Origin of the sequence: Amycolatopsis alba DSM 44262 (assembly GCF_000384215.1) — a bacterium.
Classification (GTDB): Bacteria; Actinomycetota; Actinomycetes; order Mycobacteriales; family Pseudonocardiaceae; genus Amycolatopsis; species Amycolatopsis alba.
Genome location: NZ_KB913032.1, coordinates 5,321,824 through 5,348,240, shown reverse-complemented (window position 1 = coordinate 5,348,240; position 26,417 = coordinate 5,321,824). Strand labels below are relative to the sequence as shown.

Genomic DNA, 26,417 nt, shown 5'->3' with positions numbered 1-26,417 from the left:
CTTATGTAGATCAGTCACCGGCAAGTCCGGCCAAGAGTTGGTCCATCTGGTCAGAGGAAAGCTCCACGAGCGGGCTCGCGGTGGACTCCGGCGCCGCGGTCTCCGCGCCTTCGGCCGGAAGTTCCTTCACGAGCACCGCCAGCCGTTCCGGCGTCTTCTCCTCGAACACCTGCCACGGCGTCAGTTCCAGTCCCTTGCGGCGGGCCCTGGCCGACAACTGCATCGAGGTGATCGAGTCGCCGCCGAGTTCGAAGAAGCTGTCGTCGGGAGCCACCTGCTCGAGCCCGAGCACCTCCGCGAACAGCTCGCACAGCCACGCTTCCATCGCCGTGCGCGGGTCCCGTTTCGAGGACATCCCGGCGAAGTCGGGGGCCTGCAGCGCCCGATGGTCGAGCTTGCCGTGCGGGGTGAGCGGCATCTGCTCCAGCGACACGAACGCCGCCGGCATCATGTACTCCGGCAGCCGTTCGGCCGCCAGCTCGCGCAACGCGGACGTCAGGTCTGCGCCCTCGTCGGAAGCGTCGGCCGACGGCACGACGTAGGCCACCAGTTGCTTGTCGCCCGGCCCGTCCCGGCGGACGGAGACCACCACCTGGTCCGCCCACGGATGCTCCGCGAGCACGGCCTCGATCTCGGCGGGCTCGACCCGGTACCCGCGCACCTTGACCTGCGCGTCGATCCGGCCCGCGAAGAGCAGCTGGCCTTCCTTGGTCCAGCGGAACAGGTCCCCGGACCGGTACATGCGCTCGCCGGGGGCGAACGGGCTGGCGACGAACCGCTCCGCCGACAGGCCGGGACGGCCCAGATAGCCGCGGGCCAGTCCGACGCCGGTGATGTAGAGCTCGCCGACCACGCCGGGCGGCACCGGCCGCAGGAAGGCGTCGAGCACGTAGTGCCCCACGTTGTGGATCGGGCCGCCGAGCGGGACCTGGTCGTATCCCGTGTCCAGCGGGGCGCTCATCGTCGAGCAGATCGTCGTCTCGGTCGGCCCGTAGGCCTGGATCACCCGGCGGCCCGGCGACCAGCGGTCCACCAGCGCGGGCGGCAGCGCTTCGCCGCCGGTCAGGATCGTCCGCAACGTGTCGGGCAGGTCGTCCTCGCTCGCCAGCACACTCGGCGACACGGTCAGGTGGGTGATCTCCGCCTGGCGGATCGCGTCGCCCAGCGTCATCCGGGGCGGCATGCTCGCCGCGTCCGGCAGGACCAGGGTCGCACCGGCCAGCAGGGACATGTAGAGCTCGGAAACCATGGCGTCGAAACCGATCGCGGACAACTGCAGGATCCGCGAGGACGACGTCACGGCCATCCGCTCGATATGCGCGTAGCCGAGGTTGACGAGCCCGGAATGGGTGACCAGGACGCCCTTCGGCACCCCTGTCGACCCGGACGTGTAGATCACGTACGCCGCGTCTTCCGGTGCCACCGGCGGCAATTCGGCGCCGGGACCGGCGGCGGGCAGGTCCTCCAGCGCCAGCACCGTGCCCGCGAAGTCCGCGGGCACGAACGACCGGGTCGTCTTCGTGCACACCAGCACTTCGGGGGCCGAGTCGGCCAGCATGAACTCGACGCGTTCACGGGGGTAGTCCGGATCGACCGGCACGAACACGCCGCCGGCGAAGGTCACCGCCAGCAGGGTCACCACCAGCTCGGCCGAGCGTTCGACCACCACGCCCACCCGCTGCTCGCGCCGCACCCCCGACCGCACGAGCAGCCGCGCCAGCGCCTCCACCTCGCCGAGCAGCCCGCGGTAGGTCAGGCTCCGCGCCGCGTCCTGTACCGCCACCGCGTCCGGCGTCCGTTCGGCCTGCTCTCGGAGCAGCACCGGCAGGGTCTTCGCCGTGAGCGGCGCGCCGGTCCGGTTCCACTCGTCGACCACGAGACGACGCTGGTCCGGGCCGATCAGGCCGATCCGGCCCACCGGCGTCCGCGGTTCGGCCAGCACCTGGTCGAGCCCGCGGAGGATCGACGCGAGCATCTCCTCGGCCCTGGTCCGGTCGACCACGTCCGGCCGGTAGATGAACTCGCCGCGGACGGGGCCCGCCGCCACGGACGCGCGCAGGGACAGCGGATAGTGCCCGGTGTCGTTCGGGATCCCCGTGGAGCGCATGGCGAGCGCGTCGGGGCCGTCGGCCTTGGGCGGCGAGGTCGGATAGTTCTCGAACACCACGATCGTGTCGAACGCCGCGCCCGGACCGGCGAGCTGTTTGATCTCGGGCAGCCCGATGTGCTGGTGCGACATCATCGCGACCTGCCGGTCCTGCAGGTCCTTCAGCATGTCGATGACCGGTTCGGCGCCGGTGAGGCGGGCCCGGACCGGCAGCATGTTCATGAACAGGCCGACCGCGGATTCGACGCCGGGGATCTCCGGCGGCCGTCCCGCGACAGCGGCGCCGAAGACCACGTCGTTCCGCCCGGCCAGCCAGGCCAGGTGCAGTGCCCAGACCCCCTGGAAGAGCGTGTTCGCCGTGACACCGTGCCGCCGGGTGAACTCCACCACGCTCCGGCTCGTCTCGTCGTCGAGTTCGAATCCGACGCGTTCGGGCTCGATCGGCGTGAGGATCGAATCCGGCGGGACGACGTGGGTCGCCTCGTCGAGCCCCGCGAGTTCGGTCCGCCAGGCCTCCCGCGCGGCCGTCTTGTCCTGGCGGGCGATCCAGGCGAGGTAGTCCCGATAGGACGTCACGGCGGGCAGCGCCCGGCCGTCGCCGCCCGCTTCGTAGGCCTTCAGCACCCCGTCGGCGATCAGCGGCAGGGACCAGCCGTCGGCCACGATGTGCTGCGACGTGAAGACCAGCCGGTGCCTGCGCTCGCCGAGCCGCACCAGATGCAGGCGCAGCAGCGGTCCGCGGGCCAGGTCGAACCGCTCGGCTTGCTGTGCCTCCGCGATCCGGTCGAATTCCGCCAGTGCCTCGTCCTCGGGCAGCCCGGACAGGTCGGTCTCCTGCCAGGGCAGCGTCACCTCGCGGGCGATCGCCTGCACGGCTGTTCCGGACTCGAGCTGCCGGAAACTGGCCCGCAGGGCGGGATGCCGGTCGAGCAGGACCTGCCAGGACGCCCGGAAGCGGGCGACGTCCAGCGGTCCGTCGAGGGCGAGCTTCCGCATGCTCGCGTAGACGTCGGGGCCGCGCTCGTCGGTGGCGTGGAACAGCAAGCCTTCCTGGAGCGGGGAAAGCGGCCAGATGTCGAGTAGGTCCGGCACGGCGGCCTCGACCTCGGCCACCTCCGGCTGCGTCAGCGCGGTGAGCGGGAAGTCCGACGGCGTGTGCCCTCCTGCGCCACCGCCGTCGACGTGGGCGGCGAGGCCGGTCAGCGTGTCCAGCCACGCGGCGGCGAAGGCTTCCGCCCCGGCGTCGTCGAGGATCCGCCGGGCCCAGGTCACGGTCAGGGTGAACTCGGGTCCGCCCGCGCCGTCCACCACGACGGCGTCGATCTCCAGGACATGCCGCAACGGCGTGTCCTGCGCCGCCGCACTGCCGGCGATTCCCGTGATCTGCCAAAGCTTCGCGTCGCCGTCGGACCGTGAGGAGAACCGGCCGAGGTAGTTGAACCCGATCTCCGCCTTCGGCAGCGCCGCGAGGACGGGCGCCGTTTCGGCGTTGAGATGGCGCAGCATGCCGTAGCCGAGCCCGCCGTCGGGCACGGTCCGCACGTTTTCCTTGACCTGCTTCAGCAACCGCCCGGCGGCCGGGCCGCCCGCGAGCACGTCGGCCGGGTCGGCCCCGGACACGTCCAGCCGGAGCGGATGGACGTCGGTGAACCAGCCGAGCGTCCGCGAAAGGTCCAGTTCGCCGAGGGGCTGACGGCCGTGACCTTCGACGTCCACCACGACGGCGGTGCCGCCGCGCCAGCCTGCCACTGCGCCGGCCAGGGTGGCCAGCAAGACCTCGTGGACACCGCAGTGGAAGGCCGAGGGGGCCTGCTCCACGAGCGTGCCCGCGGGCACTGTCCAGGACCTGCGCCCCGCGGTCGACACGGTGTCACGCCGGGGATCGAGCTCGCCCAGCCGCGACTGGGCCCCGTCGAGGATCTCCGTCCACGTCGGAAGCTCCGAAGCCCGGATCGCCGCCTCGTCGGCCAGCGTCCGCGACCAGCGCCGGAACGAGACGTCCGGCGGATCGAGCGACGGCCGCAGTCCCGCGACTGCGGCTTCGCAGGCGGACTGCAGGTCCGGCACCAGGGTCCGCCACGACACCACGTCGACCACGAGGTGATGCGCGGCCACCACGAGCCGTCCGGCGTCCACCAGGACCGCCCGCACCATCACGCCCTCGGCGGGGTCCAGCCGTGCCGCCGCGCCCTTCGCGATCTCGTCGACGTCACCAGAGGCGGCGTCGACCAGTGCCGCCGCGTCGACCGTTCCCCGGTCGGCCACGACCAGCCTCGGCTCCGCGCCCTCGGTCTCGACGAGCCGGCTCCGCAGCAGGTCGTGCGTGTCGAGCACCGCGCCCAGTCCGGCGGTCAGCGCGGGCACGGAGAGGTCGCCGGGCACGTCCACGATCACCCACTGCGCCATGCCTTCCCGTGTCAGGCCAAGTGGATCGCGTTCGAGCAGCGCCCGCACCACCGGCGTCAACGGGACCTCGCCGACCCCCTCGGCGTCCTCGGCCCGCAGCTGCCCGCCCTGCTCGGCGACCGCCGCGATACCCGCAGGCGTCTTCTGCTCGAAGACCTGCTTCGCCCCGAAGACGAGATTCTCGCGACGAGCGCGAGCGGCCAGCCGCATCGAGAGGATCGAATCGCCGCCCAGCTCGAAGAAGCCGTCGTCGGCGCCGACCCGGTCCAGTCCGAGGAGTTCGGCGAACAGGCCGCACAGCACCCGCTCGGTCTCCGTGCTCGGCTCGCGACCGGCCGCCCGCGGGGTGAACTCGGGGGCGGGCAGGGCCGCGCGGTCGATCTTCCCGTTGATGGTCAACGGGAATCCGTCCAGCACCAGCACCACCGCGGGCACCATGAACTCCGGCAGCCGCGCCGCGAGCTGCGCGCGGACCGCGTCGGAGTCCAGTCCCTGTCCCGATTCCGCGGTCACGTAGGCGATCAGCCGCTTCTCGCCGGGACGTTCTTCCCTGGCCACCACGACCGCCTGCGCGACGTCGGGGACCTCGGTCAGCGCCGCCTCGATCTCGCCGGGTTCGACCCGGTAGCCCCGGATCTTCACCTGGGAGTCGGCGCGCCCGCCGAACAGCAGTTCGCCCTGCTCCGTCCAGCGCGCCAGGTCTCCGGTCCGGTACATCCTGCCCGTACCGAACGGGTTGGCGACGAACCGTTCCGACGTCGACGCGGTGTTGCCGAGGTAGCCGTGGGCCAGACCGGCTCCGGCGAGGTAGAGCTCGCCGGTCACGTTCGGCGCCACCGGCTGCAGGAACGCGTCGAGCACGTAGGCCTGCCGTCCGGCCAGCGGACCGCCGATCGGCAGGACGTCGCCCGTTTCGTCGCCCGGTTCGAGGACGAGCCACGTGGCGCAGAGGGTGATCTCGGTCGGGCCGTAGAGCTGCCGGAACCGCACGTCCGGGCAAGCCAGGCGCATCCGTTCGACGGAGGCGAGCGGAACCGCGTCACCGCCGGTCAGGATCTCCCGCAGCCCACGGAAGGACTCCGGCGCTTCCTCGGCCACCGCACGGAAAGCGCCCGCCGTCAGGTGGACGGTGGTCACGCCCTGGGAAATCGCCTCGCGGAGCCGTTCCGCGTCGACCGTGCCCGGTTCCGCGACCACCACGCGGGCTCCGCTGACCAGCGGCACCCAGATCTCGACCAGCGACGCGTCGAAAGCGTGCGACGCGTGCAGCAGCACCCGGTCGTCCGGGCCCTGCGACCAGCCGGGGTCGCTCGCCAGTGCCGCCACACTCCCGTGCGGCACCGCGACGCCCTTCGGCACGCCTGTCGATCCCGAGGTGTACATGACGTAGGCGACGTCGTGCGCGCCGACGGTGACCGACGGCGCCTCGTGCCGCGCCCCGCCGATCGCCGGGACGTCCGCGACCACCGGCTCGACCCCGTCCGGCACCGCCTTGCGGTTCGCTTCGAGGCAGACCGCGACCGAGACACCGGCGTCGGCCAGCATCCGCTCGATCCGTTCCGCCGGATAGTCCACGTTGACCGGTACCTGCGCGGCACCCGCCTTCCAGACCGCGAGCAGGGCAGCGAGCAGATCCGCGCCGCGAGCCATCACCACGCCGACGCGGTCACCGCGCCGCACGCCGACGGCGGCCAGCTGCCCGGCCAGCCGGTCGGATTCCCGGTCGAGTCCGGCGTAGGACAGGGTGCGCGCCCCGTCCACGACCGCCACCGCGTCCGGCGAGGCGACGGCCTGCCGCCGGAACAACTCCAGCACCGACGTCGTGTCGGCGGCCTCGCCCGTCGAATTCCAGCGTTCCACCACCGACTCGCGCGCCGGTCCGCTCGTCACGCCGAGGCGGCCCACCGGCAGCGAAGGCTCCGCCACCACCTGTTCCAGGACCCGCACGACCTGCCTGGCGACCTCGGCGGCGGTTTCGCCGTCGATCCGGTCGGGCCGGTAGGACACGGTGATCCGCAGGCGGTCGCCGAGGCTGACGTTCATGGTCAGCGGATAGCCGGTGCCGGTCCGGGTGACGACCGAGCTGATCACGACCCCGCCGTCTTCGCCGAGGCCTTCGGCGGTGTGCGGGTAGTTCTCGATCATCACGATGCTGTCGAACACCGCGCCCGTGCCCGCCGTCTTCTGGATCTCCGGCAGCCCCAGGTACTGGTGTTCGGTCAGCGCCGCCTGGCGCCCCTGCAGGCCCTGGAACAGCTCCAGCACCGGCATGCCACCGTCGAGCCGCACGCGGACCGGGACGGTGTTGATGAACATTCCCACCATCCGCTCGACGTCCGGCACCTCCGCCGGACGCCCCGACACCACCGACCCGAACACCACATCCGTCCGGCCCGCCAGCCGCGCCAGCACCAGCGCCCAGGCGGCCTGCAGGATCGTGCTCGTCGTCAACCCGTTCCCGCGGGCGAGCTCGGTGAGCGCGCGCGTCGTCTCCTCGGACAGCAGTTCGGCGCGGTCACCCGGCATGACCATCGCCTTGCCCGCGTCGGCGTCCACAAGGGACGGTTCGTCCGAACCGGCGAGTTCGGCGACCCACGCCGCTCGCGTCCGCTCGACGTCCTGACGGCCCAGCCACGCGAGGTAGTCCTTAAAGGACGGTGCCGCCGAAGGAAGCGGCCCGCCCGCGTAGGCGGCCGAAACCTCACCCACGACGAGCGGCGTCGACCAGCCGTCCAGTACGACGTGGTGCGAGGTCAGCACGAGCCGGTGCCGTCCGGCGCCGAGCCGGATCAGCAGCAGCCGCAGCAGGGGCGGCCGGGTCACATCGAACCGCTGCGCCTGGTCCTCGGCGAGGAGCCGTTCGACCTCCGCGTCCGGCTCGTCGAGGTGCGAAAGATCCACCACCCGCCAAGGGAGTTCGGCCGCACCCGAGACGACCTGCACCGTTTCACCGGACCCCAGCTGATGGAAACCGGTCCGGAGCGATCCGTGCCGGGCGAGCACCTGCTCCCAGGCCGCGCGCAGCCGTTCCGCGTCGAGCGGCCCGTCGAGGTCCAGGATCCGCTGGCTCTGATAGACGTCGACACCGTCGGCGTCGAAGGCCCGCTCGAAGAGAATTCCCTCCTGCAGTGGCGAAAGCGGCCAGATGTCGGTCAGCCCCGGCGCCGCGGCCTCCAGCTCCGTCACGTCCCGCTGGGTCAGGGCGACGAGTTCGAAGTCGGACGGCGTGTGCCCGCCCGCGGCGGGATCTTCGGCGAGGGCCGCGAGCGCGGTCAGCGTCTCCAGCCAGGCTTCACCGAGCCGCTCGACCATGGCGGGGTCGGAATCGCGGGCGTCGATGGCCAGCCCCAGCCGGAGTCCGGACGGCGTGTCCTGGACGTCCGCGCTGACCTCGACGGCGTGGGCGAGGACCAGATCCGGCCCGCCGCCGAGCGACCCTTCGCCGCCCGGCTGCCACGCGGTGTCCTGCGGGGCGAGCACGGTCCGGCCGAGATAGTTGAACCCGATCCGGGAGGACGGCAACGCGGCCAGCCGTGCCGCGGTGCCGGGGTTGAGATGACGCAGCAGCCCGTAGCCCGATCCGTCGCCGGGCACGGCACGGATCTGCTCCTTCACGGTCTTCAGCAACCGCCCGGCGGCCGCGAGGTCCACATCGGACAGATCGAAGCGGACCGGGTGCACACTGGTGAACCAGCCGACGGTGCGCAGCAGGTCTTCGCCGTCGGCGGCCTCGCGGCCATGGGATTCGACGTCCACCAGCAGCCCGGTGCCGGTACCGCGCACGCGCGCCACCGCCCCCGCGAGCCCCGCCAGCAGGACGTCCTGGATCCCGCAGTGGAACGCCCCCGGCAGCAGTGCCACCAGGTCGCGCGCCTCGGTACCGGACAGTCGCGTGGACCACGAATGCGACTGCCCCTGCCCGCTGTCCTGCACTGGTGCCTGGTCGCCCTCCAGGAGGGCGACCCAGTCTTCGAGTTCGGCCACGGTGCGCTCGCTGCGCGCCTGCTCGGTCTGCCGCAGCGCCCACTGCCGATACGACGTCGCCGGGGCTTCGAGGACAGGGGTCCGCCCGGCGATCACGTCGTCATAGGCCGCCTGCAGATCCGGCAGCAGGATTCCCCACGAGACCGCGTCGACGGCCAGGTGATGCGCCACGAACGCCAGGCGGCCCGGCCCGGTGTCCCCGGCGTCGATCCACACGATCCGCGCCATGATCCCCGCCGACGGGTCCAGCGTGCCCGTCGCGGCCCGGACCTCGCGTTCGGCGATCTCGTCGAGTTCTCCCGCACCGGCGGGCACACGGATGAGAAGGGCGGCCGCGTCCACCGCGCCGCGCTCGCGGACGATCAGCCGTCCGTCCGGCTCCACCCTCGACCGCAGCAGATCATGCGTGTCCAGCACCGCCCGCAGCGCGCTCACCAGCGCGGCCGGCTCCAGGCCCGCCGGAGTGACGACGACCCTCATCTGCGCGAAACCGGGGCGCAGCGCCTCGTCCCCGAGGGCGAGCATCACCGGCGTCCGCGGGATCTCCCCCACCCCCGTGACGACCTCGGCGCGGGGTTTCGCGGCGGCTTCCTGTGCCAGAGCCGCGAGACGTTCGGGCGTCCGGTGCTCGAAAACCTGCCTCGGGGTCAGCGAAACACCTTCGCGACGCGCACGTGCGGCGACCTGCATCGACGAGATCGAGTCGCCGCCCAGTTCGAAGAAGCTGTCCTCGATCCCGACCCGGTCGAGGCCGAGCACTTCGGCGAACACTCCACAAAGGACTCGTTCGGCTTCGGTGACCGGTTCCCGGCCCGCCGACTTCGACGCGAAGTCCGGTTCGGGCAGTGCCCGCCGGTCCACCTTTCCGTTGACCGTCAACGGCAGCTCGTCCAGCACCAGCACCACGGCCGGGACCATGAACTCGGGCAGGGTCTCGGCGAGCTGTTCGCGTAGCCGCGCGGGGTCGGCGTCCTGTCCCGCTTCGGCGACCACGTAGCCGATCAGATGGTCGTGCCTGGCCAGCACCACGGCCTGGGCGACACCGGGGAGACCGCCGAGGACCACTTCGATCTCACCGGGTTCCACGCGATAGCCGCGGATCTTCACCTGGTCGTCGGCGCGCCCGGCGAACGCCAGCGTCCCCTGATCCGTCCAGGACGCCAGGTCGCCGGTCCGGTACATCCGCCCGCCGGGCACGAACGGGTCGGCGACGAACCGCTCGGCCGTCAGCCCCGGACGGTCCAGATAGCCTTGCGCCACACCGGCTCCGGCGACATACAGCTCGCCTGCCACCCCCGAGGGCAGTGGCCGCAGGAACGCGTCGAGGACGTAAGCCCGCCGTCCCGCGAGCGGCCGTCCGATCGGCAGCACCGATCCCGTCTCGTCACCGGGTTCCAGCAGCCACCACGTCGCGCAGAGCGTGGCCTCCGTCGGGCCGTAGAGATGCCGCACCCGCACGTCCGGGCACACCCGCCGCACGCGCTCCACCGCCGCCAGCGGGACCGCGTCGCCGCCGGTCAGCACCTCGCGCAGACCGGCGACGGACTCCGGCGATTCCTCGGCCAGCACCCGGAACGCGCCCGCGGTCAGGTGGGCGGCCGTGACACCACCGGCCACGTGGGCCGCCAGCGCCTCGCCGTCCACCGTGCCCGATCCGGCCAGCACCACGCGGGCGCCCGACACCAGCGGCACCCACAGTTCGAACAGCGAGATGTCGAAAGCGTGCGAGGCGTGCAGCAGCACGGCGTCGCCGGGGCCCACCCGCCAGCCCGGTTCCCCGACCAGCGCCGCGACGTTGCCGTGCGACACCGCGACACCCTTCGGCGTCCCCGTCGAACCCGACGTGTACATCACGTAGGCGAGGTCGTCGGCGGTCGTGCCCGCCGACAGGCGAGCGGACTCCGCCACCGCCCGCCGCGTCTCGGGATCGTCCAGGACGATCGGCTCGAAGCCGACGTCCAGCACGGCGTCCCGGTAGGTCTTGGCGCACACCACGGCCGCGGGCCCGGAATCCGCCAGCATGAACTGCACGCGATCCACCGGGTAGGCGGGATCCACCGGCACGTACGCCGCGCCCGCCTTCCACACCGCGAGCAACGTCGCGATCAGCTCGGGCGACCGGTCCAGCACCACGGCCACCCGGTCCCCGCGCCGCACTCCCTTGGCGCGCAAGTGACCGGCGAGCCGCTCCGCCTGTCCGGAGAGTTCCCCGTACGACAACGTCCGGTCGCCGTCGACGACCGCCGCCTCGTCACGGCGGCGCTCCACCTGGTCGCCGAAAAGCTCCGGTGCCGTCCGGCCCGGCGCCGCCTGCGATGCCGTCCCCCACGCGTCGACCACCAGGGCACGCTCGGCCGGGTTCGTCACCTCGACGTCGGCCACCGTGAGAGCGCCCGCCCCGGTCAGCTGCCGCAGCACTCCGGTGAACCGCTCGAGGATGGCGAGCGCGGTGTCCCGGTCGAAGAGATCCGTCAGATAGTCCAGCTTGAAGTACATCGACTCGCCGGGGACGGCGACCAGCGTCAGCGGATAGTGGGCGGCCACCCGGCCCTGATGCACCTGGATGCCGAAAGCCCCGGCAGCACCGAGTTCGCCGGAATCGTGGTGGAACTTCTCGAAGACGATCAGCGTGTCGAAGACGGCTCCGGGGCCGGCCGCCTGCTGGATGTCCGCCAGCCCCACGTACTGGTCGGGGATGAGCGCCACCTGCCGTTTCTGCAGGTCTGTCAGCAGCTCGGCGACCGGCGTCGAACCGCTCAACCGCACTCGCACGGGAACGGTGTTGAGGAACAGCCCCACCATTCCCTCCACGCCGGGCAGATCCGGCGGGCGCGCCGACACCGCCGCCCCGAACACCACGTCCGTCCGGCCCGCCAGTTGCGCCAGCACCAGGGCCCACGCGCCCTGCACCACCGTGTTCAGCGTCAGCCCCCGGCCGCGGGCCAGCTCCGCCAGCGCTCGCGTGAGCTGCTCCGGCAGTTCCGCCTCGACACTCTCCGGCTCGGCGGGCGCGCGCCCCGGATCGGCGGGCACCACCAGCGTCGGCTCGTCGGCCCCCTTGAGCCGTTCCGTCCAGGCCGCGAGCGACCGCGCCTTGTCCTGCCTGTTCAGCCACGCGAGATAGTCCCGGTAGGACGTCACTTCCGGCAGATTCACCGTGCCGCCGTCCGCCGCGTACAGCTTCGCCATCTCGTCCAGCACGATGGGCAGCGACCAGCCGTCCATGATCGTGTGATGGCAGGTCACCACCAGGCGGTGCGTGACGTCGCCGAGCCGGATCAGGCTCAGCCGCACCAAAGGCGCCTGCGTGAGGTCGAACCTCGTCGTCCGGTCCTGCTCGGCCAGCTCTCGCACGGCCTCCGCGGGATCGTCGAGGTGGGAAAGATCCGCTTCACGCCAAGGAAGTTCCACCTGCTTGGCGATGATCTGCACCGTCTCGCCCGATTTGCGCTGCCGGAAGCAGGCGCGCAGCGGGGCGTGCCTGGCCAGCAGCGTCTCCCAGGCCGCGCGCAGCCTGGCCGCGTCCACCGGTCCGGCCAGATCCAGGATCCAATGACCAACGTAGACGTCGGGCCCTTCGCCGTCGTAAACCGCGTGGAAGAGCAATCCGGCCTGCAATGGCGACAGCGGCCAGATTTCCTCGATCCGCGACTGGTTCATCAATATCTCCCTGAATCAGCGAAGGGCATGAAAGTTCATCTAACTAGGGGTAAAGCAAAGGTGTCGTGGTCGCGGGCCCCGGTGTAGCGGGTCCCTGAGGCCGCGGGGTATCCGTGAAGGCCTCCTTTCCTACCTTGAGGGTAGGGAAGGAGGCCTTCACGGACTTGCCAACCGACACGGACACCTTTGCCTTCCCCCTCAATAACTCAGCTTGAATTCCCCGATCCGGTTCTTTGGACCGGATCGGGGAGTGCGACGTCGTATGCGGAAGTTCCCCCGTGGAGGATCATCCCCCTGCCCGGCCTTACCGGACAACATGTCCAGCCGCGTCGGTTCAGGGATCCACAGCTCCTGCAGCGGCGATCCGGGCCGGTGTTGCGAAAGCCACTTTCGCAACCTTCGACGTTGCGAAAGTGGCTTTCGCAACGTCGTCCCGGCCACGCCGCGTCAGCGACCGCTTTCGAACTCGGCTTCGAATTCGTCGATCTCGTCTTGATTCAATTCGAGAAGAGCGACATCGGACGCGGCGTGGTCCACCGCGGCGATTTCCCCCGCTCCCCGTTCCACGACCGCCGCGATCCCCGCGGGTGTCCGTTGTTCGAACACCTCGCGCGCGCCGAAGGCCATTCCCGCGCGGTGGGCCCGTGCCGCCAGTTGCATCGAAAGGATCGAATCCCCGCCCAGTTCGAAGAAACTGTCGTCCGCGCCCGCCCGTTCCAGGCCGAGCACTTCGGCGAAGAGCGCGCACAGCAGCCGCTCGGCCTCGGTGACCGGTTCCCGGCCGGAGACGCGTTCGTTGAAGTCGGGATCCGGGAGCGCGTCCCGGTCGACTTTCCCGTTGGCCGTCAACGGAAGCGCGTCGAGCACCACCACCGCCGCGGGCACCATGTACTGCGGCAGCCGGGCCGCGAGAGCCTCGCGAACGGCGGCCGCGTCCACTCCGGCGTCCCCGGCGGCGGTCACGTAGCCGATCAGCCGTTTGCCGGAAGCACTGTCACGGGCCATCACCACGGCCTGTCCCACCGACTCGTGCGCCACCAGCGCCGCCTCGATCTCGCCGGGTTCGATGCGGAATCCCCGCACCTTCACCTGATCGTCGACGCGACCGGCGAACACCAGCTCGCCGTCCGGGTTCCACCACACCAGGTCCCCGGTCCAGTACATCCGCTCGCCGGAGCCGGACGGATCGGCCACGAACCGCGACGCGGTCAAGCCAGGCCGTCCCAGGTAGCCCCGCGCCACCCCGGCGCCCGCCACGTACAGCTCGCCCACCGCACCCGGCGGCACCGGGCGCAGCCACGAATCCAAGACGTACGCCCGCATGTTCGTCATCGGAGTGCCGATCGGCACCACTTCGGCGGCCGGAGCCGCCTGCCCTGGTTCGAGCCGGTACTCGACACAGCCGACCGTCGTTTCGGTCGGCCCGTACTCGTTGACCACCACGGTGTTCGGGTACGTCCGCCGCCACTGGGCGAGCGTGTCGACGGACAGCTGTTCGCCGCCGAGCAGGAGGTCGCCGGGAACGGCGATCTCGCGGGAACCGGTGTCCAAGGTCTTCAGATGGCTCGGGGTGGCCTTGAGGAACAGCGCCGGGGCGCTCTCCACCGTGCCGATCAGGTCTTCCAGCGCGCCGACCTGGACCGCTCCCCCGACGGTGAACGGCGTGAGCATCGCGGTCACCGTCAGATCGAAGGCGATCGACGAATGCAGCAGCGACCGTCCCCGCAGTCCTGGATACTTCTGTCCACAGTGGAACAGGTAGTTCGCCAGGTTCCGATGGGTGACGACGACGGCCTTCGGCTGACCGGTGGAGCCCGAGGTGTAGATGAGATAGGCGGGCAGGCACGGATCCAGCGGCCGGACGCGGTCGGCGTCGAGACCCCGGTCCGCCCTCTCGTTCACGGTCGCGAGATCGTCGATCACCATCGTCCTCGGCCACGCCGCCAGCACCTCGCCGGCGGGCGACGCCGTCAGCGCCGCGGTCGTGATCGCCAGCGCCGGTGCGGCGTCGCCGAGGATGTAGGCGACGCGGTCGGCCGGATAGACCGGGTCGATCGGCAGCCAGGCGCCGCCTGTCTTGGTGATCGCCAGCACCGTGACGACCAGTTCCAGCGATCGGGGCAGCATCACCGCGACCAGCTCTTCCGGCCCGGCGCCCTGCTCGATGAGCCAACGCGCCAGCTGAGTGGCGCGGGCATCGAGCTCGGCGTAGGACAGCGACCGGTCCTCGAAGATCACTGCGGTCGCGTCCGGGGTGGCGGCGACCTGCGCGGCGAACAGTTCCGGCAGTGTCCGGTCCGGCACCGGCACCGCGGTGTCGTTGCGCGCCAGCAGCTCTCGCTGTTCGGCGTCGGACAGCATCGGCACCGCCGCGAGCGGCGTCCGCGGCTCGGCGACCACGGCTTCGAGCACCCGCGTGAACCGGGCCAGCACGGCTTCGGCCTGCTCGGTGGTGAACAGCGCGGGCTGGTGCTCCAGCCGCAGCCGCAGGACCTCGCCGGGGACGACGGCCAGCGCCAGGGGGTAGTGAGTGGCGTCGGCGGCGGTCATTCCCTTCAGCCGCAACCGATCCGGTTCCGCGTCGGCGGTCTCGTCCGGCCGGGGGTAGTTCTCGTAGACGACGAGGGTGTCGAACAACCGGCCGAGTCCGGCGGCCTGCTGGATGTCGGTGAGCCCGACGTGGTGGTGCGACAGCAACGAGATCTGCTCGTCCTGGACCTGCCGCACCAGCGCGGCGAAGGTGTACTGCGGCCGCATCCGGATCCGGACCGGGACGGTGTTGATGAACAGCCCGATCATGGTCTCGACCCCTGGCAGCTCGGCCGGGCGCCCGGACACCACCGCGCCGAACACCACGTCGTCGCGGCCCGTGATCGCCGTCAGCACCAGGCCCCACACCGCCTGCAGCATCGTGCTGACGGTGACCCCGCACTCGCGGGCCCGCGTCGCCAAAGCCTCGGCGAACGTCTCGTCCAGTTCGGCCCACAGCTGCCCCGGCACCTCGACCGGCACCGGCCGGTCGTGGCCGACCAAGGTCGGTTCCGGCAGGCCCGCCAAGGCATCGCGCCACGCGGCGATCGACGCGTCCCGATCGGTTTCGCCGACCCAGGCCAGGTAATCCCGGTACGGGGTGACCGGCGCCGGCGCTCCGTCGCGGTAAAGCGTGAGCAGTTCGTCCAGCAGCAGCGGCGTCGACCAGCCGTCGAGCAGGATGTGGTGGTTGGTCAGCACCAGCCGGTGACTGTCCTGGCCGATGGCCACCACCGTGAGCCGCAGCAGCGGGGGCTTGGCGAGATCGAACGGCCGTGCCCGTTCGGCCGCGGCCACCGCCGCCGCCTCGGCTTCCGGATCAGCCGACCCCGTCGCGTCCACAAAGGACACTGGCACTGCGAGGTCGCCGGGGATCACCTGGTAGGCGGGCCCGGCGGCGGAGTGCCGGAATCCGGCGCGCAGATTCGCGTGCCGGTCCACGAGCCCGCGTACCGACTTCCGCAGCAGATGCATGTCCAGCGGGCCGCCCAGGTCCAGCACCGCCTGTGCGGTGTAGACGTCAACACCGTCACCCCCGTAGCCGGCGTGGAAGGCCAGCCCGTGCTGCAGCGGCGAAAGCGGCAGCACGTCGGCCACCCCACCGGCGTTCGCGTACTCGGCTTCGAGCGCCTCGATCTCGGCCTGGTCCAGGTCGACGAGGGCGAAGTCGGACGCGGTGTGCCCGCCCGCGGCGGGATCGGACGCCTGACGCGCCAGCCCGGACAACATGGCCAGCCAGTCCTCGGCGAGTCGTTCGACCTCGGCCTCGTCGAGCACGCCGTCCTGCCATTCCAGCATGAGCGTCAGCTCGGGGCCGTCCGGCAGATCCTGGACGATCGCGTTGACCTCGAGCGCGTGCGGCAGGCCCATTCCCGGCTCCACCGCACTGCCGATCTCCCCGACCGGCTGCCACGCCCGCGCACCGCCCTGCTCCCCGGCGGCGAACCGGCCCAGGTAGTTGAACCCGATCCGCGGCGACGGCAGTTCCGCCAGCACCGGACCGGTCACGTCGTTGAGGTACCGCAGCAAGCCGTAGCCGAGTCCGTCGCCGGGCACGGCCCGCGCCTGCTCCTTGACCGTCTTCAGCAACCGTCCAGCCGCCGGTCCACCGGCGAGCGCCTCCGCCCACTCGATCCCCGCCACGGCCAGCCGGACCGGATGCGCGCTGGTGAACCAGCCCACCGTCCGGGACAGATCCGTCCCGGCGACCGGATGACGGCCGTGGCCTTCCACGTCCACCAGCACCGCGTCGCCACCGTGCCGTCGCGTCACCGCGCCCGCCAGCCCGGCGAGCAGGACCTCGTTCACGCCGCAGTGGAACAGCGCCGGAGCGTGCCCCACCAACGCCGAGGTGTCCACCTTCGGCACCACCCACGACCGCGAGCGCACCGCGCCGTCCGTCGGCCGCCCGTCGATCGGCTGCTCCTCTTGGCCGAGAATCGCCTTCCACGCCGCCAGTTCGGCGACCCGTTCCGCGGAGACCGCCCACTCCTTCAGCTGGTCCGCCCACCGCTTGAACGACACGCCCACCGGCTCCAGCACCGGTTTCCGGCCCGCGGCCGCCGCCTCGCAGGCCGCCTGCAGATCCGACAGCAGCACCCGCCAGGACACGCCGTCGACCGAGAGGTGATGCGCCACCACCAGCAGCCGCCCGAGCCGGTCCGGTCCGGCGTCGAGCCACACCGCCTGCGCCATCACGCCCGCCGACGGGTCCAGCCTGCCGACGGCGTCACGCGCCGCGTCCTCCGGCGAACGGTCGTCGAGCTTGACGCGGGTGACCAGCCCGGCCACGTTCACCGACCCGCGCTCACCGGCCACCAAGCGACCGCCGACGACCCGCGCCCGCAGCATGTCGTGCGTGTCCACCACGGCAGTGAACCCCGCGAGCAGCACCTTCTCCGTCAGCTCCGAAGGCGCCGCCACCACCATCCACTGCGCGAATCCCGGTCCGGTGACACCGTCTCCCAGCAGCCGCGTCACCGGCGTCCACGGGACCTCGCCCACGCCGTCGGTCTTCACGGCGGGAGCGGGCGGCGCCGACTCCTCCGCCAGCCGCGCGATCCGTTCCGGGGTCTTCCCGTCGAAGACGTCCGCCGCGCTGAACGTCAGGCCCGAGCGCCGGGCCCGCGCCGCCAGCTGCATCGAGAGGATGGAATCCCCGCCGAGGTCGAAGAAACTGTCGTCCACGCTGACCTGGTCGAGGCCGAGCACGCCGGCGAACAGCTCGCACAGCACCCGCTCGGTCTCGGTGGCGGGCTCCCTCGTGGGCGCCCCGGTGGAGAAATCGGGATCGGGCAGCGCGCGCCGGTCGATCTTCCCGTGCGCCGTCAGCGGCAGGACGTCCAGCGCCACCACCGCCGCGGGCACCATGTACTGCGGCATGCGGGACGCGAGATGCGCCCGCACCGCCTGCGTGTCGACGTCGCCCGGTGTCACGTAGGCGAGGAGCCGCTCTTCGCGGACGGTCACCGCGGCCTGGGTGACACGGGGATAGGCGGACAGGGCGAACTCGATCTCGCGCGGTTCGACCCGGAAGCCGCGGATCTTGACCTGGTCGTCGGCGCGGCCTGCGGACACCAGCTCGCCCTGGTCGGTCCAGTACGCCAGGTCCCCGGTCCGGTACATGCGCTCGCCGGGGTGGAACGGATCGGCGATGAACCGCTCGGCCGTCAGCGCCGGACGGCCGAGGTAGCCGCGGGCCACGCCGACGCCCGCCAGGTACAGCTCACCGGTGACGCCGGGCGGCAACGGGCGCAGGAACGAGTCCAGCAGATAGCCGCGCACACCGGGGACCGGTCCGCCGAACGGGATCGGATGCTGGCCCGGCGTGAGCGGAAAGCTCATCGTCGCGCAGATCGTGGTCTCGGTCGGCCCGTAGGCGTTGATCATCCGGTGATGCGCGGACAGCCGGTCCACCAGGCCCGGCGGGCAGAGTTCTCCCGCCGCCACCACGGTGTCCACCCTGTCCGGCAACGCGTCGAGTGTGCCGAGCACCGACGGCGGCGCCTTCACCTGCGTGATGTCCCACCGTGCCAGCGTTTCGGCCATCGACATCCGCGGCGGCAGCTCGTGCTCCGGCGGCACCACCAGGGTCGCGCCCGCGAGCAGCGCCATCATCACCTCGGACACGATGGTGTCGAAGCCGAGCGCGGCGAACTGCAGGACCCGCGAGGACGGGGTCACGGCGAACCGGTCGATATGCGCCAGCGCCAGATTCCCCAGCCCGGTATGGGTGACGACGACGCCCTTCGGGGTTCCCGTCGAGCCCGACGTGTAGATCACGTACGCGGCACTGCGCGGATCCACCGCTGGCAGCTCGGCCGCCGGGGCCGTTTCCAGATCGACCTCGTCGATCACGAGCAACCGGTCCGCGAACCCGGCGGGCACCGTCCCCCGCGTCGATTCCGCGCACACCACCAGCATCGGGTCCGCGCTCCGGAAGATCCATTCCTTGCGCTCGTCCGGATACGCCGGGTCCACCGGCACGAACGTGCCGCCCGCGAGCAGCACGCCGAGCATGCCCACCGTCCACCAGGACGACCGGCCCACCACGAGACCGACCCGCGATTCGGTGCCGACCCCGGTGGCGCGCAACACTGCCGCGAACTTCACCGACCGGTCCCACAGCTCCGCGTACGACAACTCGCCGTCGCTGTCCGCCAGCGCGACGTTGTCCGGCCACCGCGCCGCGATCCGCCCGACCAGCGCGGGCAGCGGCTCCCCCGTCACCGTCGGCGGATCCCACCGGCGCACCTCGGGCTCGCCCACCCCGATCCGCCCCACGAGGCCGGACGGGTCGGCGACCACCGCGTCGATGGCGCCGACGAACCAGTCCAGCAGCGAGTCGGCGATGGCGGCCGGGACCTGTCCCTGCCAGTAGCCGAGCTGGATCTTGAACCGGTCACCCGGCGTGATGCCGAGGGTCAGCGGATAGTGGGTTCCCTCGATCGTGCGCAGATACTTGTACCGGCCGGCGTACTCGCGCGGGTAGTTCTCGACCACCAGCAGCGTGTCGAAGGTCGCGCCGGGTCCGGCCGCCTTCTGGATCTCCGGCAGCCCCAGATGCTGATGCGGCATGAGGGCCCGCTGCCTGCCGTACAGGTCGGTGAGCGTGTCCATGACCGTTCGCCCGCCGTCCAAGGACACCCGGACCGGCATCGCGCTCATCAGCAGGCCCGGCATCGACTCCACGCCCCGAAGTTCCGCGGGGCGGGTCGCGACCATGGTGCCGAACACCACGTCGGTCCGCCGCGTGAGCCGCGCCAGCACCATCGCCCAGGCAGCGTGCACCACCGTGCTCGGCGTCAGCCCGTGTTCGCGGGTGAACTCCAGCAGCCTGGTGTGCAGCGCGGGCGGCAGGTGGGTGACGCGGTAGTCGTAGTCCGTCGCGGGATCCGCCGTCGCGACCAGCGCGGGCTCGTCGAGGTCGGACAGCTCCGCCCGCCATGCCTCGCGGGCCGCGTCCTTGTCCTGCCGGTCCAGCCAGGCCAGATAGTCCCCGTAGGAGGCGCCCTCGCGCGGTTCCGGCAGCGGTCCCTCGGACTCGTAGGCTCCGAACGCCTCGTTGAGGATGACCGCGACCGACCAGCCGTCGACCAGGATGTGGTGGATGACGACGAGCAGCCGGTGCCGGTCCTCGCCGGTCCGGACCAGCACCAGCCGGACCAGCGGCGCCTTGGCGAGGTCGAACCGCTTGTCCTGTTCCCGGAAGGCCAGGGCCTCGAAGGCCGCGTCGACGTCTTCGGCGCCTGTCAGATCCTCCGTCTGCCAGGGCACGGTGACGTCTTCGTGGACGGCTTGCACCGTCTTGCCCGACTCGAGCCGGTGGAAGGTCAGCCGGAGCTCGGGGTGCCGGGCGACGATCGCTTCCCACGCGGCCCGCAGGCGGGCCTCGTCCAGCTCCCCGGTCAGCTCCAGGATCACCTGCACCTGGTAGATGTCGGGGCCCTGGTCGTCGAGGATCGATTCGAAGAGCAACCCCTCCTGCAGCGGGGCCAGCGGCCAGATCTCGGCGGCGCCCGGAGCGGCGATCGCCAGCTCGGCCTCCTCCGCCTCGGTCAAGGCGATCAGGGGGCCGTCGCCGGGCAGGACTGCCGGGAGGTCGCGCGCCACGGCCGCGAGCCGGGCGGGAGTCGTCTCCTCGAAGATCTGGACGGGTGTCACCAGCAGGCCCGCCTTGGCCGCACGGGCCGCCAGGCGCATCGCGAGGATCGAATCCCCGCCCAGTGCGAAGAAACCGTCGTCGACACCGGCGCGGTCGAGCCGGAGCACCTCGGCGAACAGTCCACAAAGGACGTTCTCGGCCTCGGTGCGCGGTTCCCGGCTCGTGGTGCTCGCCGCGAACTCGGGCGCGGGCAGCGCCGCCCGGTCCACCTTGCCGTTGCCGGTCAGCGGCAACGCGTCCAGTACCAGCACGGCGACCGGGACCAGGTACTCCGGCAGCACCGCGCGGAGGCGCTCGCGGACGAGCGCGGTGTCGATGTCCTTGCCTGCCACCACGTAGCCGATGAGCCGTCCGTCGATCGCCGCCACCACGGCGTCCTGGACGTCCGGCTGGGTGATCAGCGCGGCCTCGATCTCGCCGGGCTCGATCCGGAACCCGCGGACCTTCACCTGGTTGTCGGCCCGGCCCGCGAACAGCAGCTCACCTTCGGCGGTCCACCGGGCGAGGTCACCGGTCCAGTACATCCGCTCGCCGGAGCCTGCCGGATCCGCCACGAACCGTTCCGCCGTCAGCCCCGCCCGGCCGAAGTAGCCCTCCGCCAGGCTCCCGGAGAGATACAGGTCGCCGACGACGCCGGGTTTCACCGGCCGCAGCGACTCGTCGAGCACCTGGACCGCGCGGCCCGCCAGCGGACGTCCGATCGGCAGCACCGAGCCCAGGACGTCATCCGGCTCCAGCAGATGCCACGTCCCGCACATCGTCGCTTCCGTCGGGCCGTACATATGCCGGACCCGCGCGCGCGGGCAGGCTTCCCGCACCCGCGCCACCGCGTGCACCGGCACCACGTCACCGCCGGTCAGCACCTCGCGGAAACCCGCGAACGATTCCGGCGTCTCCTCCGCCACCGCGCGGAAACTCCCCGCGGTCAGGTACACCCGCGTCACTCCGGCCGCGGCCGCTTCCCGCAGGCGCCGCGCGTCCACCGCGCCCGGTCCGGCGACGACCACCCGCGCACCCGACGCCAGCGGCGTCCAGACCTCGAACAGGGACGCGTCGAAGGCGTGCGGCGAATGCATGAGGACCGCTTCGCCGGGTTCCATCACCCAGCCGGGGTCCCGCACCAGCTCCGCGACACTGCGCTGCGAGATCGCCACGCCCTTCGGCGTGCCCGTCGAACCGGACGTGTACATCACGAACGCCAGGTCCTCCGGGCGCACCGTGTCTTCGGACGCGACGCCCGCGCCCTCGTCCGTGACGGCGTCCGCTTCGAGGAACTCCGTCCCGGCCGGTACGGCGGCACGCGCCGCGACCGAACACACCGTCAGCGCCGACGCCGAGTCCGACACCATGAATTCCACGCGCGGCGCGGGGTAGGCCGCGTCCACCGGCACGTACGTCGCCCCCGCCTTCCACACGGCGAGCAACGCGACCACCAGGTCCGCGGAGCGGCCCATCATCACCGCGACCCGGTCGCCGCGGCGGATGCCCCGGCCGCCGAGGCGCGCGGCCAGCAGGCCCGCGCGCTCGTCGAGTTCCCGATACGTCAGCACCCGGTCGCCGTCGACAACGGCCACCGCGTCGGGGGCCCGGTCCACATGCGACGCGAACAGATCCAGGACCGTGGTCCGCGCAGCGGAATTCATCGTCATCCTCCGAAGCCCAGGGGTTGGATCGCCGGCTGAGGTTCGAGCTCGTCCAGCTCGGTTTCGTCGATTTCCGGCTTGGCGGCGTCGTTCGCCGGGTTGGCGAACTGCGTGTGGTAGAGCTCGGCGTAAAGACCGCCCGCGGCCAGCAACTCGTCGTGGGTCCCGCGTTCCCGCACCCCGCCGCCGTCGATCACGAGGATCTGGTCGGCCTCACGGATCGTGGACAGCCGGTGGGCGATCACCAGCGAGGTCCGGCTGCGCAGGGCGGTCTTGAGCGCCCGCTGGACGGCGGCCTCCGACTCGGAGTCCAGATGCGCGGTGGCTTCGTCGAGGACGACGATCGTCGGCGCCTTCAGCAGCAGCCTGGCGATGGCCAGCCGCTGCTTCTCGCCACCCGACATGCGATAGCCGCGATCGCCGGAGACGGTGTCCAACCCGAGCGGGAGGGATTCGATCAGCTCCCAGATCTGGGCGCCCTTGCAGGCCGCGATCAGTTCGTCCTCGGTGGCGGTCGGCCGGGCGTAGAGCAGGTTCTCCCGGATCGTGTTGTGGAAGAGGTAGGCGTCCTGGCTGACCACGCCTACCGTTTCGCGGAGCGAATCGAAGCTGAGGTCCCGCAGGTCGTGCCCGCCGACGCGGACGCTTCCGGAGTTCGGGTCGTACAGCCGCGAGACGAGGTGGGTGATGGTGCTCTTCCCCGCGCCGGACGGGCCGACGAGCGCGGTGAGGGTTCCGGCCCCCACGCGGAAACTCACGTCGCTCAGGACGTTCGGCGAAACCTCCCCGCGCTCCCGCTCGGCCCGCAGATGCTCCAGCGACACCAGCGAGACCTCGTCCGCGGTGGGATAGCGGAACGACACGTTCTCGAACTCGATGTCCGGCGCCACGTTCTTTTCGAGGGCGACCGCGCCGGGGCGTTCCTGGATCAACGGCTTCAGATCGAGCAGCTCGAAGACACGGGAGAAGCTCACGATGACGGTCTGCGCGAGCTCCTGCATCCCGGACAGCTGGGTGATCGGCCCGAACATCCGCCCGAGCAGGGTGGCGATGGCGACCAGCGTGCCGAGCTGGAACGCCCCGGCGAGCACGAGCCCGCCGCCGATCCCGTAGACGAGCGCCGTGGCGAGCGAGGCCATCAGCCCCATCATCACGAAGGCCATCCGGCCCCAGACGGAAAGGCTCACGCCGATGTCGCGGATCTTCCCGGCGCGATCCGCGTAGTCGGCCATCTCCTCGTCCGGGCGGCCGAAGAGCTTGGAGAGCATCGCGCCCTGGACGTTGAACCGTTCCTGGAGGATTCCGCCGAGGCCGGTGTTCGCGTCCATCCGCCCGATGCTGCGCCGCTGGATCACCCGCCCGACGCGGATCCACGGCACGAGGAAGATCGGGATCAGCACCAGTGAGATGACGGCGACGAGCCACGAAAGGTAGAACAGCTCGGCCAGCACCACCACGACCATGACCAGACTGGTGGCCGCCATGAGCAGACCGGTGAAATGCTGCTGCGCCATGATCAGTTCGGTGTGCAGCCTGCCGACCAGCACCCCGGTCTGCGTGCGGGTGAAGAACGCGATCGGCAGCCGCCGGACATGGTCGAGCGCCTGGACCCGGAGGTCGTAGGTGATCCCCTCCCCGATCTTCCCGGAGATGTAGCCCGAAACCAGCGCCAGCACCGCGCCCACCACGGCGAGCACGGCGGTGAGGACGGCCATCCAGACCACGACCCCGAGATCGTTCTTGACGATGCCGCCGTCGATGAGTTCCTTCAGCAGCAACGGAGTCGCGACGACGATCAGCGCCTCCAGGACGGCGACGAGGACGAAGAGCGCCACCTTGCCGACGTGCGGGCGGAAGTAGGCGAGCACCCGGCGCACGGTTCCTTTGCGGACCTTCGTCACCCAGGGATCGGGATCGTCGTCACTCTTGTCCACCCCCTCGAAGCGCAACACCACGTCCATTCGGTCACCTCTCTCACGAGCCAAGTCGGCGAGTTCAATCGTGCTGATTCGAGTCGATGTCCACGAGTGAGTCCAAGCGAGCAGTTTCGGCACTTGGACGCGTTTTACCGCCAGGCTCAAGGCCTTGCGGGGATCCGGGCGTGGCCCGCGACGCCACGCAGGAGCAGATCCGTGACCTCGTCGGGGTCGCCGGACCGCAACGCCGAGGCCGCCGCCGCGAGATCACCCGCGATCCTGTCGAGCACGACCGCCACCCTCGTGGCGTTCCCGGAAAGTATTTCTTGCCACAACAAGGGATTCCCGGCGGCGATGCGGGTCACGTCGCGCAGTCCCTGTCCGGCGAGGCTCAACGCGACGTCGTCGCCGCGCTCCAGCGCCGCCGCCACGGCCGACGCCACCACGTGCGGGGCGTGCGACACCAGCGCCACCGCCGAGTCGTGCTCGTCCGCGCCGACGGTGACGGCGCTCGCCCCGCACAGCGACACCAGCTCCCGCACCAGCAGGACGGCGTCCGCGGACGCCCCTGTGCCGGGGCAAAGCGCCCAGGGGCGGCCGAGGAACAGGTCGGCGCGGGCCGCGGCGGGGCCGGAACGTTCGCGGCCGGCGAGCGGATGCCCCGGCACGTAAGAAGCCGGATCGCAGCCGAGCCGCCGCGCGTCGGCGATCGGCCCCGCCTTGACGCTGGCGACATCGGTGTACGCCGACGCGACTTCCCGTTTCTGCAGCTCCGCAAGCTTTTCCGCGACGAGCGGCGGTGGCACGGCGATCACCGCCAGATCGACTTCCCCGCCGCTCCACTCCTCGCCCGCGCCGAGCTCCCGCGCAAGGTGCGCGGCCCGCGCGTCGACGTCCGCGAGGTACACCGCCACGTCCTGCTCACGAAGGGCCAGCGCGACCGAGGTGCCGATCAAGCCGGTGCCGACGACAAGTACCTTCGCGATGCTCACCGCTGCTCCTTTTGCCGTTCATCGGGAGTTCGGTCCATCGTCCCCGCCTGCCGGACTGTCCGATATGGACTCCTGGCGCCAGGTCGCAAGAGAAAGGGGGATGGCGGGAACCCCGTCCATCCCCCTTCGCCGGATCAGCCCGGCGATCAGCCGGCGGCGAGGTTGGTCGCCCGGTTCTCCAGATGATCCGCGAACCCCGCCCAGACCCTGGCGTGATCCCTGGCGAACCCGGCGACCACTCCGTACAGATGCGGCGGGACGCCGTGGAGGATCCTCTCCCATTCCTGCCCGTCCATGGAATGCATGGACAGCATGCGCAGCAGGATCCGGCCGACTTCGCTCAGCCGCAGCGCGGGATCGGCCTTGAGCTGTTCCAGGACGGCGAGCCGCTCCCGGTCCACCGCGCCGCCGATGTCCGGTTCCGTCCGGCCGAGCGGATGCGGTTTGGTCCGCAGCCGCCTGCTCCCGTCCGGGGTCGGGCTTTCGCCCCGCTCCAGCCTGCCCCGCACGTCCCGGACCGTCTCCGGCGAGATGCCGACCTGTTTGGCGACCTGACGGAGCGAAAGCCCCGGATCATTGCGGATGAGATCGGCCGCGTGTCTCCGTCTTTCCGAACTGTCGACGGGGCGGATGCGGCCGTCCCGCCCGATCCTGGCCTCGTTCCCGGTCTCGCCGCCGCACCGGCGCAGGTCGGCCACCGTCCCCGCGGAGATACCGGTCGCCGAGGCCACCCGCCGATCCGACCACTGCGGATGCGTGCCGATGATCTGGAGAGCCGCGCGTTTGCGATCGGCGAGCGAAAGCGGCAGACCGTGCCTGATGTTCGCCTCGACGGCGAGAACGAACGCGTCCGACTCGTCCCCGTCGACCAGCCTCGCCGCGATCGTCGTGTCGCCCCGCACCCGCGCCGCCTTCAACCGGTGCAAGCCGTCGACCACCCGCATCGTCGGCCGGTGCACCAGGATAGGTGGCAATGCCTCCTCTGCCGACAACAAGGTCTCGACATGCTCCGGATCTTCACCCGACGTTCGCGGCGAAGCTACCGAAGACAGCCGGGACAGTTCGATTTCCACGACCGGGAGAGCGAATATGTCAACCCTCATCGGATCCACCTAGCCCCCATTGGATCTTTGATTCGACCATTTCTCGGCACGGCGGAAAACCGCACCGTCCAACTGCACAGCCTCGGTGGTTGGACACCCAAGATCCCGTCCACGCCTGCCTCTGCCGCACGGCGGTGGTCCTCGACGCTGAGGATCCCCATGAACGCCACCCCGGCCTCGCAGGAGACCGGCGGCGGCATGCCCCCGGCGAACCCGCCGGGGCTCACCCAGTCACCCCGGGCGGAATTCGCCTTGGACCCACTTCTCGGCGACTTCGGCCTGACCGAGGGCATGACGGGCCCGGCTCAGCGGTCCAGCCGGTTGAAATCCACGATCGCCCCAAGGCCGCATGCCGCCCTCGCGGCCCCTCAGTCCCCAGTGAGTGCACACAAGGTCAGCATGACATGACCAA

At 71.2% G+C, this 26,417-nt stretch carries 5 protein-coding genes; all 5 read right to left on the bottom strand.

Features of this window, described 5'->3' with window-relative positions; genetic code table 11:
* Window positions 1-10: 10 nt before the first annotated feature.
* Window positions 11-12,157 (bottom strand): non-ribosomal peptide synthetase, encoded by a 12,147-nt coding sequence (locus AMYAL_RS0125420; RefSeq protein WP_020634081.1) that lies wholly within the window; start codon window positions 12,155-12,157, stop codon window positions 11-13.
* A 447-nt stretch (window positions 12,158-12,604) separates the two neighbouring features.
* Window positions 12,605-21,994: a non-ribosomal peptide synthetase gene (locus AMYAL_RS0125415; protein ID WP_020634080.1), complete on the bottom strand. Its 9,390-nt coding sequence runs from the start codon at window positions 21,992-21,994 to the stop codon at window positions 12,605-12,607.
* A 2-nt stretch (window positions 21,995-21,996) separates the two neighbouring features.
* Complete coding sequence (locus AMYAL_RS0125410) at window positions 21,997-23,955, bottom strand: ABC transporter ATP-binding protein (protein ID WP_020634079.1); 1,959 nt, start codon at window positions 23,953-23,955, stop codon at window positions 21,997-21,999.
* Window positions 23,956-24,071: 116 nt separating this feature from the next.
* Complete coding sequence (locus AMYAL_RS0125405) at window positions 24,072-24,902, bottom strand: prephenate dehydrogenase (protein ID WP_020634078.1); 831 nt, start codon at window positions 24,900-24,902, stop codon at window positions 24,072-24,074.
* Between the two features lie 146 nt (window positions 24,903-25,048).
* The gene (locus tag AMYAL_RS0125400) at window positions 25,049-26,014 is read right to left on the bottom strand and encodes a ParB/RepB/Spo0J family partition protein (protein ID WP_026467433.1); all 966 of its coding nucleotides are present in this window, start codon (window positions 26,012-26,014) and stop codon (window positions 25,049-25,051) included.
* Between the last annotated feature and the right edge of the window lie 403 nt (window positions 26,015-26,417).

Bases quoted from the DNA above. Each gene is read 5' to 3' on its own strand.
- AMYAL_RS0125420 (WP_020634081.1), bottom strand. From the start codon at position 12,157: ATGAACCAGTCGCGGATCGAGGAAATCTGGCCGCTGTCGCCATTGCAG.
- AMYAL_RS0125415 (WP_020634080.1), bottom strand. From the start codon at position 21,994: ATGAATTCCGCTGCGCGGACCACGGTCCTGGATCTGTTCGCGTCGCAT.
- AMYAL_RS0125410 (WP_020634079.1), bottom strand. From the start codon at position 23,955: ATGGACGTGGTGTTGCGCTTCGAGGGGGTGGACAAGAGTGACGACGAT.